The 11,664-nt window shown below is 64.8% G+C and carries 12 protein-coding genes and 1 pseudogene; 9 read left to right on the top strand and 4 right to left on the bottom strand.

Going from position 1 to position 11,664, the window contains the following annotated elements:
* The 4 genes from ASF68_RS18935 to ASF68_RS18400 all read left to right on the top strand — a co-directional run.
* Positions 1-117, top strand: a 117-nt coding sequence (locus tag ASF68_RS18935; RefSeq protein WP_157580639.1) for an aldehyde dehydrogenase family protein, incomplete at its 5' end; no start/stop codon positions are given.
* 811 nt (positions 118-928) lie between these two features.
* Complete coding sequence (locus ASF68_RS18410; protein ID WP_056014604.1) at positions 929-1,456, top strand: TetR/AcrR family transcriptional regulator; 528 nt, start codon at positions 929-931, stop codon at positions 1,454-1,456.
* On the top strand, positions 1,453-1,806 hold the full coding sequence (locus ASF68_RS18405; RefSeq protein WP_056014601.1) for a multidrug efflux SMR transporter: 354 nt from the start codon (positions 1,453-1,455) through the stop codon (positions 1,804-1,806). Before ASF68_RS18410 ends, ASF68_RS18405 begins: the two co-directional genes overlap by 4 nt.
* The gene (locus tag ASF68_RS18400) at positions 1,806-2,123 is read left to right on the top strand and encodes a multidrug efflux SMR transporter (protein WP_056014598.1); all 318 of its coding nucleotides are present in this window, start codon (positions 1,806-1,808) and stop codon (positions 2,121-2,123) included. The genes ASF68_RS18405 and ASF68_RS18400 overlap by 1 nt, the downstream gene beginning before the upstream one ends.
* 156 nt (positions 2,124-2,279) lie before the next feature.
* Here the strand turns inward: ASF68_RS18400 and ASF68_RS18395 are convergent, their stop codons facing one another.
* Entirely contained in the window at positions 2,280-3,290 is a 1,011-nt protein-coding gene (locus tag ASF68_RS18395) for a LacI family DNA-binding transcriptional regulator (protein WP_082498812.1), read from the bottom strand.
* A 151-nt stretch (positions 3,291-3,441) separates the two neighbouring features.
* Between ASF68_RS18395 and ASF68_RS18390 the strand changes: the two genes are divergently transcribed.
* The 3 genes from ASF68_RS18390 to ASF68_RS18380 all read left to right on the top strand — a co-directional run bounded on the left by ASF68_RS18390 (position 3,442) and on the right by ASF68_RS18380 (position 8,445).
* A complete protein-coding gene (locus tag ASF68_RS18390; protein ID WP_056014594.1) occupies positions 3,442-4,932 on the top strand; it encodes an MFS transporter in 1,491 nt (496 codons plus the stop codon).
* Entirely contained in the window at positions 4,929-5,933 is a 1,005-nt protein-coding gene (locus tag ASF68_RS18385; protein ID WP_082498810.1) for a Gfo/Idh/MocA family protein, read from the top strand. Before ASF68_RS18390 ends, ASF68_RS18385 begins: the two co-directional genes overlap by 4 nt.
* 70 nt (positions 5,934-6,003) lie before the next feature.
* A complete protein-coding gene (locus ASF68_RS18380) occupies positions 6,004-8,445 on the top strand; it encodes a glycoside hydrolase family 2 TIM barrel-domain containing protein (protein WP_056014588.1) in 2,442 nt (813 codons plus the stop codon).
* Positions 8,446-8,670: 225 nt separating this feature from the next.
* Here ASF68_RS18380 and ASF68_RS18375 read toward each other — a convergent pair whose 3' ends face one another.
* Positions 8,671-9,270, bottom strand: a complete 600-nt coding sequence (locus ASF68_RS18375; protein WP_082498809.1) for a TetR family transcriptional regulator — start codon at positions 9,268-9,270, stop codon at positions 8,671-8,673.
* A gap of 102 nt (positions 9,271-9,372) precedes the next feature.
* Between ASF68_RS18375 and ASF68_RS18370 the strand changes: the two genes are divergently transcribed.
* Together ASF68_RS18370 and ASF68_RS18365 are read left to right on the top strand one after the other, a co-directional pair.
* On the top strand, positions 9,373-10,287 hold the full coding sequence (locus tag ASF68_RS18370) for an SDR family NAD(P)-dependent oxidoreductase (RefSeq protein WP_056014582.1): 915 nt from the start codon (positions 9,373-9,375) through the stop codon (positions 10,285-10,287).
* Positions 10,288-10,394: 107 nt separating this feature from the next.
* Positions 10,395-11,150, top strand: coding sequence for an SDR family NAD(P)-dependent oxidoreductase (locus tag ASF68_RS18365; protein ID WP_056014579.1), 756 nt, complete (start codon positions 10,395-10,397; stop codon positions 11,148-11,150).
* A 185-nt stretch (positions 11,151-11,335) separates the two neighbouring features.
* Here ASF68_RS18365 and ASF68_RS18620 read toward each other — a convergent pair.
* Positions 11,336-11,485: pseudogene (locus ASF68_RS18620) on the bottom strand (agmatine deiminase family protein); the annotation flags it as partial.
* Positions 11,463-11,663 carry an agmatine deiminase family protein gene (locus tag ASF68_RS18615; protein ID WP_200936470.1) on the bottom strand — a complete coding sequence of 67 codons (201 nt, stop codon included), beginning with the start codon at positions 11,661-11,663 and terminating at the stop codon, positions 11,463-11,465. The gene ASF68_RS18615 and the pseudogene ASF68_RS18620, both read right to left, overlap by 23 nt.
* Position 11,664 lies beyond the last annotated feature (1 nt).

The following is an 11,664-nucleotide window of genomic DNA, read 5'->3' as shown; positions in this document are numbered from 1 at the left end:
CTCGGCGACGCCGCAGAACTCCCCTTCGGCGGCGTGAAGCGCTCCGGCACCGGCCGTGAAATGGGCAAGCCCGCCATGGACGAGTTCGTCAACAAGAAACTCATCCGCATCGCGTAAGTTCGCAATCCGGGCCGAACCGTAGACTCCCGATACGCACGAGGGTTGGGTCGGACCGCGACCGTGGAGAAGCGGTGGGTGTAGCCACGCGCCGTTTCAGGCGCTGGTTCCTACAACGACGGATCATCAGTCCCTCGACGCCATGCACCGCGACCATGGCCGCGCAGGTGGACATGATCGCCTCAGTCGGCCTCGGAGGCTCGAGGCGTCTCGGGCGCTACCCTGCATCGTTCAGCGAGGGCTCTCTCGCCGCCGACGTCATCGGCACCACGGAGACGTTCGAGCGGCACCGTCACCGCCACGAGGGCAACAACACGTACCGAGATCAAATCACGGATGCCGGGCTCGTGTTCTCCGGCACCTCACCGGACGGCACCGTCGTTGAGTTCGTTGAACCATGCGTCACGATCCTCCGCAAGCACCCCGACTCAACGATCGCAATCGAGAAGGATGGTGTTTCCTTCCTCGTCGACCCCGGCAGCTTCCTTTCGCCAGCCCCGGATGTCATCCGGGCCGCGCCCTGGTCCTCGTTACTCACGAGCACCCGGACCAGGCTGACGTTGCCCTTCTCGCCGCCGCCGTCAAGGCTCAGCCGGCCCCCAGGATCGGGGCCCCCAACAGCGCGGCAACGCAGCTCCCGACCGCGCCCACCAGATCCGAGTCGTTCGACGGCGAGCGCGCCGAGGCTACGGATGACAAGGACGGGAGGAATGGCGTGCCATCGCAAGAACTCAGGTGAGTGCGCTGACGGAGAATCAAGACTTCCAGGCACAGGTTGACCTACCGTCCGTATGGTAGGTATCCTCGAGAAATGCCCTCGAAAACCGAAATCCTCGACCATGCGATCGAAGTGCTCCGCCGTAGTGAAGCGCTCACCATCGACGCCGTCGCTCGCGAGGCCGGCCTGACAAAGCCCGGCGTAGTGCACCACTTCCCCACGAAGGAGAAGCTGGTCGTGTCCGTCGTGGACCGCATCACCGCCAAATGGGAGGCAGACCTGACCTCCCGAGCGCCAGCCGCCACCACGCCACGCGAGAAACTGGCCGCGTACGTCGACTATGCACTCACGAGTGACTTCGATAACAGCGACCTGGCGTTCATGGTCGACGTCCGGATCCGGGATGGCCTCGCAGAACAGTGGGTTGCCCGTCTCAGCCCCTGGTTCGGGGACGACCTTGAAGGAACCCCCATCGAGCGCGCATCCCTGCGTGCGGCTCGTCTCATCGCCGACGGGGCCTGGCTCAATAAGGCGTTCGGCATCAATGTCACCCGCGACGACGAGACCGCGACCCTCCGGGCCATCACCCAACGTCTGATCGGCGAAGGAACCAACTCATGACCAACACTGTCAAAGGGTGGCTGCTGCTTGTCGCCGCGATCCTCACCGAGGTGGCAGGCTCGCTGTCCCTGAAGGGCGCCCTGAGTCACCCCGGGTTCTACGCGCTCGTCGTCGTCGGATATCTCGGCGCATTCATCCTGCTCGCCATGGTGCTCCGCACCGGGATGGCCCTCGGCGTCGCATACGGCATCTGGGGTGCCAGCGGCGTCGCATTGACCGCCATCGGGTCCCTCGTGGTCTTCGGTGAGCCGATCACACTGTTCATGGGAATCGGCATCGTCGTGATCATTGCCGGTGTCCTCTGCGTCGAACTCGGAGCGCAGGCGGCACAGAAAGTGAGGGCCGCCTGATGGCTTACGTGCTTCTGATCGGTGCGATCGTCTTCGAAGTCGCCGGGACCACGTCCCTTCGCCTCGCCGTCGACAACAACCGCTGGTACGGCGGGGTGGTGGTCGGCTACATCATGGCCTTCGTCATGCTCTCCCTCACGTTGTCGAATGGAATGCCCCTCGGGATCGCCTATGGCATCTGGGCAGCAGCGGGCGTCGCCATCACCGCGATCATCTCCAGGGCACTCTTCAAGGAGCCACTCACCTGGTTGATGAGCCTCGGGATCGTCCTCATCATGGGCGGCGTCTTACTCATCGAACTCGGCGCAGCACACTGACACCCGACTGAGCAACTCCTGCTGTCCCCCCACCCGTCGATCCGTGGATCGACATGGTCCGAACCTGACCGCTCTCGAGCCACACCGGAGCGATGCTGACGAGGACGCGGTGGGGGGAAGTCGTCAGCATCGATGACGGCGTAGAGCTGCCCGCCGTCAGCAGCTGTCGCCTGGAACCACCCAGACGACATCGCCCGGCTCGAGAGCAGCACCCGCGTTCATCGCCGCCGCACCGCGGATGACCGCGAGCTGCCCGAGGAACGCGTCGATGATCGTTGGGAGGTCAATGTGCACGGTGGTGAGACGCGGCGCGATGAGTTGGCCGAGCATCGTGTGATCGACACCGAGGACGCCGACCTGGGCGGGCACGTCGAGGTTCAACCGGCGCGCAGCCGCGATGACGGCGATGGCGACGTCGTCGTTATAGGCGCATACGGCCACGTCGTCAGCTCCGATCACCGTGAGCGCGGATGCCAGAGCATCTGTAGCGGAGTCTGCATTGAGTTGCACCCGGATCACGACCGGCTCGAGGAGGCCGAGCTCGGAGCATTCCGCTCGAACACCCCTGAGCCGTGATTCGCCATACGGGGCTGAGCGCGAGTCCTGCAGTTGTGCGTAGATCATGCGCCGCTTTCCGCAGCGGACGAGCTCGCGCACCTGGAGGCGCCCGATGAACAGATCCAATTCGTCCGTCACATCGCGACCGGCTTCGGGTCCGGACGGAATCAAGCGACTGCCGGACGCTTCGAGCATCCGCCCCTGCTCGGGCGCGAAGACTCCGAAGTCAATGATGGCCATCGGCCTGAGGTCAAGGACCGAGGTGAGCGTCGCGGTCGTGTCGCGACCGGCGAAGCGGACGACGACGCTCAATCCGAGGACGGCCGAGGCCTCAGTGATCTGATCGACAGCGTTCTGAAGATGCGGGCCGAAGGTAGCGCTCGGAATGACGATGACGACCATGTCACTCACCCCCGTCGCGAGAGCGCGGCCTGCCCGCGATGGACGGTAGTTCAGCTCTGCCGCAGCCATCGAGACGCGGTCGCGCGTCTCCTGCGGGAAGCTGTCCACGTTCCCGTTGAGGATCTGGCTCACCGTCGTCCGAGACAGCCCCGCACGTCGAGCGACATCTGAGCTCGTCGCTCGGCGGCCGGGCGTTGTTGCGGTCATTTATGAATTCTGGCACAGCCCGGTTGACAGGTGGCACAAGAGCGCCTAGCTTGATGTCGCGCGTTACTAACGCGCGTCAGTGTCACGCGTCACCAACTTCCTGTTGTTGCAGGGATGCCTTGCGGACACTGCTATGACGAAGGAGTCATCCATGGCGAAAGATCCCGGGCGGGTACAGGGCGAGCAGATGCGCGCCGCAGTCGCTCTCAGTACCGAAGAGTCGGTCACCGCCGCGCTTTCCGCGGAAGCGGTCGGAGCGGCCATCCACGCAGACCGTTCAGGCGAGAAGCTCAAGCTTCGCGAGAAACTCTCTTACGGCGTGGGCGACATCGGCGCGAATCTGATCTTCGCGCCCGCGTCGGCATTCCTCCTGTTTTACCTGACTGACACCGTCGGTGTCGGTGCCGCAATCGCGGGCACCCTGTTGCTGCTCGGACGTGTGCTTGACGGCACGCTCGACCTCGTCGTCGGCACTCTGGTCGACAAGACCTCGACGCGCTGGGGCAAGGCGCGGCCTTGGATCCTCTTCAGCATGCCCGTCCTCGTCATCTCTTTCGTTCTGCTGTTCAACGTCCCCGCAGGACTGAACGAGACCGGCAAAGAGATCTACGCGTTCGTCTTCTATTTCCTGTGCCTCGGCGTCGGCTTCGTCAGCTCCAACCTCGCATATCACACGCTGCTGTCCGTGATCACGTCCGACTCCCGGACGCGTGTGTCCCTCACCGTGATCCGCACCTTCTGCGCGATTCTGACCACCCTTCTGGTGAACACGCTGACGATTCCGCTGCTGACTGCCTTTGGCGGCGGACAAGGAGGCTGGACGGCGACGACCCTCATTTACGGTGGCATCGCCGCGATCACGCTCCTGATCGTGTTCTTCGGCACGAAGGAACGCGTGCACACCACCGCCAACACGAGCTCCGAGCCGAAGAGACCACTGGGCAAGACGATTCGCATCTTGTTCCGCAACCCCTATTTCTTCCTCGTCTTCGGATTCTTCCTCCTGCAGTACATGGTCCAGGGAACAGCGGGCATCGGCATCTACTTCGCCTCCGACGTCCTCGACGACCCCGCGTTGTTCGGCCTGCTCAGCATCGCGGGCCTCGCGCCACTGCTGCTCGGAATGTGGTTCATGCCCACCATCATCGGGCGGTTCGGTAAACGAACTCCGGTCCTGATCGGCACCGGCCTGACCGTCGCCGGCGCGCTCATCACGCTCATCGACCCCACCAACATCACCCTCCTCCTCGTCGGCAGTTTGATCCGCGCGCTCGGCGGCATCCCGACGGCCTCGGTCATGTTCGCCCTGGTCGCCGACGTCGTCGACTACGGGGAGTGGAAGAGCGGCGTCCGCTTGGACGGAATGACCTACGCCGCAGCGACCGCCGGCCAGAACTTCGGCGCCGGCCTCGGTACGGCCCTCGTCGGTTGGCTGCTCGCTTTCGGCGCCTACGACGGTGCCGCCGCCTCGCAGCCACAATCGGCGATCGACGTCGAGATTTTCCTCTACCTCTGGCTGCCACTGATCGTGTCGGTCCTGATAGCGGTAATCGTGTTCTTCCTCAATATCGACAAGTCCATGTCCCAGATGCAACGCGACCTGTCGGCACGGCGCGCGAGTGCTCTTGTAGAGCAGGGATGATGAACGCCTTGGGGAACCCACTGGCGTGGGGTGTCATCGGTACCGGCGACATCTCGAGGTCCATCTGCTCGGACCTCCGGCACCTGGACGCCGCCCGTCTACTCGCGGTCTGCTCGCGTGATGCCTCGACGGCAGCGGCATTCGCCTCAGAGCACCAAGCGGCTAGAGCGTTCGGGCATCTCGACGAGATGCTCGCCGATCCTGAGCTCGACATCGTCTACATCGCCACCCCGCATGCGACCCACCTGTCGATCGCGCTCGCAGCGCTCCGAGCTGGCAAACACGTCCTGATCGAGAAGCCGATCGGTGTCGACGCGGACGAAGCGCGGACCATCGCGCGTGTCGCGCGGGAATCGCGCCGATTCGCGATGGAGGGGATGTGGATGAAGTTCGCTCCTGCGTATCGCAGTCTCGTGGAGACGATCCGAGCCGGCGCGATCGGACAGGTGCGAAGTATCCGAGCGTCGTTCGGACTCCCGTTCGACACGGCGGAGTCGGCGCGCTGGTCCCGGGTCCGATCCAGCAGCACTCTGCTCGATCAGGGGATCTACCCAGTGACACTCGCACTCGACCTCCTCGGAACGCCAATGCGCGTCGATGCCACCCAGGTGCGTCGACTGGACGGCGTCGACCTCAACTGCCGCGCGAGCCTCGAGTACCCCGACGGACGATTCGCCGACCTCGCCGCCTCGATGGTCGAGTACATCGATCCCAGCGCCTCGGTCAATGGAACCGAGGGGTGGATCGACGTGCCGGCCCCGTTCTGGGCGGCCACCCGCTTCACCACCCACGCCGGCACTATCGAAGAGGCGTTCGGGTCGCCTACGACCACCACGATCGAAACGGAAGGCCATGGATACGTCCCGATGCTGCGCGCCGTCGGGGACGCCATCGCCCAGGGCCTATCGGAACATCCGCTGCACCCGCTGGATGCCTCGATCCAAACGTTCGCCCTCCTGGACCGAATCCGTTCCGCGGCACATGCAGCACGGGCCGCTTGAACGGACCGCAACACGTGGGCTGCGACACCGACCACCACCCGGGGCGACTGCCCCAGACGAAGGAGCAATCATGACGACCACCTCATTCAACGACGACTGGAGCGTCCGCGAGCACAAGAGCATCTTCGAGGCTCTTCAGAGTGCGTCCGCGGAGGCAGTCACCGTCCGGCTACCACACGACGCACTCATCCACCGGGACCGTTCCGGTGACGCCGGTCGCTCCGCTCACACCGGCTATTTCCCCAGCGCGAGCGTCGAGTACACCAAAACGCTCGACATCTCTGAGGAGTACCGGGACAAGCGCGTGACCCTGGAGCTCCAAGGAGTCCATCGCGATGCGATGGTCTACGTCAACGACGTATTCGCCGCCCAGCGCCCGTTCGGGTACTCGACCTTCTTCGTTCCGCTCGACCCCTACCTGAAGTACGGCGAGTCGAACTCCATCCGCGTGGAATCGCGCGCGCACGAGGACTCTCGTTGGTACACCGGCGTCGGCATGCACCGCGACGCAGTGCTGCATGTCACGGAACTCGTCCACCTCACCCCGACCGGCACACAGATCACGACCCCCGACATCGATGCGAGCCGCGCCGTCGTCGAAGTCATGACCACAGTCCAGAACGAAAGCACCGCCACCGCTCACCGCTCGATCACCACGGTCCTCCGGGCCCCGGACGGACGCGCCGTCACCTCCGACACAGCCCCGCTCACCATCCGAGCCGGGTCGACATCCGTCGTCCGTCAGCGACTCTACGTCGCCTCCCCGGAGCTCTGGGACGTCGACCACCCATCCCTGTACACGGCCGTCAGCACTGTGCTCGACGGAGAGGTCACCGCCGAGGAACGTGAGACGGTCTTCGGTATTCGCACCCTGCAGCTCGACCCCCATGACGGCCTGCGGATCAACGGGACGACCGTGAAGCTCCGCGGCGCGTGCATCCACCATGACAATGGCATCCTCGGCGCTGCCTCGATCGGTCGCGCCGAAGAGCGACGCGTGCAACTCCTCAAAGAGGCAGGATTCAACGCCATCCGCAGCTCTCACAACCCGCTCAGTCAAGCGATGCTCGACGCCTGCGACCGACACGGCATGCTCGTCATGGACGAGACCTTCGACATGTGGACCGTCGGCAAGTCCACGTTCGACTACTCGTTGTCCTTCCCCGAATGGTGGGAGCGTGACGTCGAGGCACTGGTCGCGAAGGACTTCAATCACCCCTCCGTCATCTTCTACTCCATCGGCAACGAGATCCCCGAGACGGGCACCCCACTCGGATCTGGGTGGGGGCGCAAGATCGCCGAGAAGATTCGCTCGCTCGACGACACCAGGTATCTCACGAACAGCATCAACGGATTCGTCTCCGTCCTCACGGACATCGCCGCCCTCATGGGTGCGCAGGACGACGGCAGCGCCCCAGGTGGAGTGAACGCTGCGGGCGACCTCATGGGCGTGATCAACTCCTCCGACATCGTGACGGAGAAGACCGCGGAATCGTTCGCCATCGTGGATGTCGCGGGCCTCAACTACGGCGACTCCCGGTACGCCGCCGACCGCACGGCATTCCCCAACCGCATCATCGTCGGCACCGAGACGTTCCCCACGAACATCGACACCAATTGGCGGCTGGTGCAGGACAACCCGCATGTCATCGGCGACTTCACCTGGACCGGTTGGGACTACCTGGGCGAGGCCGGCATCGGACGCATGCAGTACCTCTCTGACGACGAGGCCCCCTTGTTCGCAGCTCCCTACCCGTGGCTGGCGGCATGGTGCGGGGACATCGACATCACCGGACTACGGCGTCCCGCCTCGTACTACCGCGAGATCGTCTTCGGCTTGCGGCACGAGCCCTTCATCGCCGTGCAGCGCCCCCACCCGCGCGGCACGCATCAGCAGGCCAGCCCATGGACGTGGTCCGACAGCATCGCCAGCTGGAGCTGGGACGTCGCCGTCGGCTCGCCGATCACCGTCGAGGTGTACAGCGACGCCGACGAGGTCGAACTGTTGCTGAACGGCGACAGCATCGGACGGGCCCCGAGTGGTCGCGACAACCGCTATCGGTCCACCTTCGAGGTGCCGTATGCGCCGGGCGAACTCACCGCCGTCGCGATCACTGGAGGGGAGACGGTCGGCCGGACCAGCCTCCTCGCCGCCTCCACCAAGCTGCAGCTGGCGGTGAGTGTCGATCGCGACCTGCTCCTCGACGACTCTTCGGACCTCAGCTTCATCACCGTCGAGCTCCGCGACGAACGCGGCACCCTCGCGAGCAATGTCGACCGTGCCGTCAGGGTCGAAGTCAGCGGCGTAGGGACCCTGCAGGGGCTCGGCAGTGCGCGCCCCGACACGATGGAGAAGTTCGACGCGCAGGAGTTCACGACCTTCGATGGGCGCCTCCTCGCGATCGTCCGCCCGACTGGCATGGGAACCATCACGGTCGACGTGACGGCTCCTGACCTCGACCCCGTCCAGGTGACCCTCAAGGTGGGCGCGCCGACCAGTACTGCGCACTGAACACGACCTCGCCGACCGAGGCCGCGAATGCTCGCGGCCGCGGTCGGCGAGGTGGGATTCGACGCATGAGTCGCACCGAGGCCACAGGCGACGTCGACGTCATCGTTCGACCACGGCTTCCAGCGGCAATCACGACCTGTTCGCAGAAAGCGCAGGACCGGCCGCTCCCGCGAGCGTCTGAGACGCGCCGCGTCGGTATCAGCCGCTCCGCTGGAACGATGGCGTTCAGATTGGCTTGAGCGACCCCATCGCCTCGTCGAGCAACACTCCGAACGGCCGACCCCGGTCGGTGGTCATCCAGAGGTCTTTCGCGGCGACCACGCAGGTCAGGGCCGCGCCGGCGATGACCGTCGCGCGCGGGTCGGTGCCCGGTCGATGGCCGATGCGCTCCCCCACCAGCTCGGCAAGATCGCCCTGAACGCGCGAGATCCTCTCGAGTTCCCCCGCGCTCAAGGCGGGGTTGTCGTGGATGATCAACTCGATCGCGAGTGCCCGCTCCGCCAGTGTCGCGTCTTCGAAGTGCTCGACCACGACGTCGAACGACCGCCGCAGCGATTCCCAGATCGGCTCCTCAGCGGGCCGCGCAGCGAGCGCCTCACCGAGCATCTGCGACCAGGCGTCGTACTTGCCCAGCATGAGGTCCTCTTTCGAGGTGAAGTAGCGAAAGAACGTGCGCCTGGAGATGCCGGCAGCAGCGACCAGGTCGTCGATCGTCGTCTGCTCGTAGCCCTTGGCTGCAAACAGGTCCTGGGCCAGCATCGCCAGCTCGGCACGCATTGCCCGTCGCGCTCGTTCACGCACGGGGATGGGAGTGGACTCGGTCATGTGTACCACCCTATCGTCACATCGGCATGTGTGGCACTGAGTGCCATCTGTGTCCTATAGTGGCAACACAACCCATCGACTACGAAACATCGGAGCTACCCCGTGACCACCCCATGGACCACGAACGACATTCCTCGCCAGGACGGACGGGTCGCCGTCATCACCGGAGCCAGCAGCGGGCTGGGATTCGAAACAGCCCGTGCCCTCGCCGACCACGGCTCGGCCGTCGTCCTCGCCGTCCGCGACATCAACAAGGGCCAGGAAGCTGCGGCGAGGATCGCCGACCAGGTGCGCGACGCCCGCGTCACGGTGCAAAAGCTGGATCTGGGCTCCCTGGCATCCGTGCACGCAGCGGCCGCCGAGCTCCGGTCTGCACACCCGCGGATCGATCTACTCATCAACAACGCTGGCGTGATGTACACACCGCAGCAGAAGACGACCGACGGATTCGACCTGCAGTTCGGCGTCAATCACCTCGGCCACTTCGCGTTGACCGGTCTACTGCTCGACCACCTCCTGCCCGTGCCGGGCTCCCGCGTGGTGACGGTCAGCAGCTACGGCCACCGCATTCGAGCGGACATCTACTTCGACGACCTGCAGTGGGACCGCACCTACGACCGGGTCGCCGCCTACGGTCAGGCCAAGCTGGCGAACCTGATGTTCACCTACGAGCTACAGCGCCGCCTCGCCGAACGGGGCAGCACCATCGCCGTTGCCGCCCACCCGGGCAACGCTTCAACCGAGCTGACCCAGAACTTGCCCGCTTTCGCGCGAGTCGCCTCGGCCGCCGTCAAGCCTTTGCTTGCTCAGAGCGCTGCTGGAGGCGCACTACCCACTCTGCGTGCCGCGACTGATGCAAGCGTGCTCGGCGGCCAGTACTACGGCCCCGACCGCATGCGTGAGACCCGCGGACACCCTCATCTGGTCACGTCAAGCGCCGCCTCCTACGACCTGACGACACAGCGCCGACTGTGGTCCGTGTCCGAGGAACTCACTGGCGTCACCTTTCCCGTATAACGACTCAATCCCGAAGAACAGACGCCTTCTTTCCAACGATCGTGGGCAGTTCGTTCACGCAGACCTCCATTTGACACGCAAATCACCCCTAGAGAAAGAAGCACATCATGGCCGCATACGACGTCGCCAACCGTTCCGCAATCGTGACAGGAGGCGCATCCGGCATTGGCCGGGCCGCTGCTCACTTGCTTGCCGCGAACGGAGCGTCCGTTCTTGTCACTGACATCAACGCCGAACTCCTCCACACCGTGGTCGATGAGATCATCGCTGCCGGCGGCTCTGCCGTGGGTCTGGTCGGAGATGTCACCGACCCGGAGCACGCCTTCGAGGCCGTGCGCAAGGCTAGCGAGCTCGCACCGCTCGGTATCGCCATCAACAATGCAGGGGTTGGTGGATCAGTTGCTCAAGCCGCCGAGTATCCCGCGCAGACCTGGGATGACGTCCTCGCAGTCAACGTCACCGGGGTGATGAACGGGATGCGGGCCCAACTGCCAGCGCTGGTCGCGAACGGCGGGGGCGCGATCGTCAACACCGCCTCCATCGGCTCCAGCATCGGCGTTGCCATGTCCAGCGCATACATCACCTCAAAGCACGCCGTCTTGGGACTCACCAGAGCCGCCGCGCTCGACTACGCCGCGCAGGGCGTTCGCATCAACGCTGTCGGTCCTGGCTTCATCCTCACCCCGTTCGTCGAAGGCAAGATGGACGCCGATGCGCTTCGATACACGGAGAGCAAGCACCCGATCGGACGACTCGGTAAGGCCGACGAGGTGGCAGCCGTGATCGCCTTCCTCGCAAGCGATGCTGCAAGCTTCGTCACCGGCTCGTACTACCCCGTCGACGGCGGCTACCTGGCACAGTAGGCGCACGTCGCGCCCACCGTCGGAATCGCGGCTGTCCGAGACCCGACGTCGGCAGAACGACGACCACGTGGTGGGACCTGTCGTCAGAGCGGCTCAAGCCGAAGCGCCCGTTGAGGAATTCCTCATCGGGCGCTTCGAGCTATCTGCGGATCACGAGTCCGTCACTGGTACGCCGCCCATTGCGGCTAGAGGGCTGGTAGTTGTTGGGTGGTGCAGTGAATGCCACCGCCTCTGGCGAAGAGCGGCCGTCCATCGACCTGAACGACGGTCCGTCCTGGGTATGCGGCCGCGAGGATGGCTGCAGCTTCGTCATCACGGGTGTCGCCGAACGAGCATATCGATGTCGCGAGGATCAACGACGACGGTCACAGGCTCGAAGGCGACGATGGCGTTGGCGACCGCAGCCCAGGTCTGTCGGGCCTCTTCAGCTGCTTCCATGGTGTCGCCGACGGTGTAGCCGCTCGTCGGCCAGGCCATCCACGTGCGTTCGTGTGGTGCCCTCTCGGGTCGCATC

Source organism: Plantibacter sp. Leaf314 (assembly GCF_001423185.1).
Classification (GTDB): domain Bacteria; phylum Actinomycetota; class Actinomycetes; order Actinomycetales; family Microbacteriaceae; genus Plantibacter.
This window is presented reverse-complemented; position numbering and strand designations above follow the sequence as displayed.

Bases quoted from the DNA above. Each gene is read 5' to 3' on its own strand.
- ASF68_RS18385 (WP_082498810.1), top strand. From the start codon at position 4,929: ATGATGAACGCCTTGGGGAACCCACTGGCGTGGGGTGTCATCGGTACC.
- ASF68_RS18365 (WP_056014579.1), top strand. From the start codon at position 10,395: ATGGCCGCATACGACGTCGCCAACCGTTCCGCAATCGTGACAGGAGGC.
- ASF68_RS18410 (WP_056014604.1), top strand. From the start codon at position 929: ATGCCCTCGAAAACCGAAATCCTCGACCATGCGATCGAAGTGCTCCGC.
- ASF68_RS18375 (WP_082498809.1), bottom strand. From the start codon at position 9,270: ATGACCGAGTCCACTCCCATCCCCGTGCGTGAACGAGCGCGACGGGCA.
- ASF68_RS18395 (WP_082498812.1), bottom strand. From the start codon at position 3,290: ATGACCGCAACAACGCCCGGCCGCCGAGCGACGAGCTCAGATGTCGCT.
- ASF68_RS18405 (WP_056014601.1), top strand. From the start codon at position 1,453: ATGACCAACACTGTCAAAGGGTGGCTGCTGCTTGTCGCCGCGATCCTC.
- ASF68_RS18400 (WP_056014598.1), top strand. From the start codon at position 1,806: ATGGCTTACGTGCTTCTGATCGGTGCGATCGTCTTCGAAGTCGCCGGG.
- ASF68_RS18615 (WP_200936470.1), bottom strand. From the start codon at position 11,663: ATGCGACCCGAGAGGGCACCACACGAACGCACGTGGATGGCCTGGCCG.
- ASF68_RS18390 (WP_056014594.1), top strand. From the start codon at position 3,442: ATGGCGAAAGATCCCGGGCGGGTACAGGGCGAGCAGATGCGCGCCGCA.
- ASF68_RS18380 (WP_056014588.1), top strand. From the start codon at position 6,004: ATGACGACCACCTCATTCAACGACGACTGGAGCGTCCGCGAGCACAAG.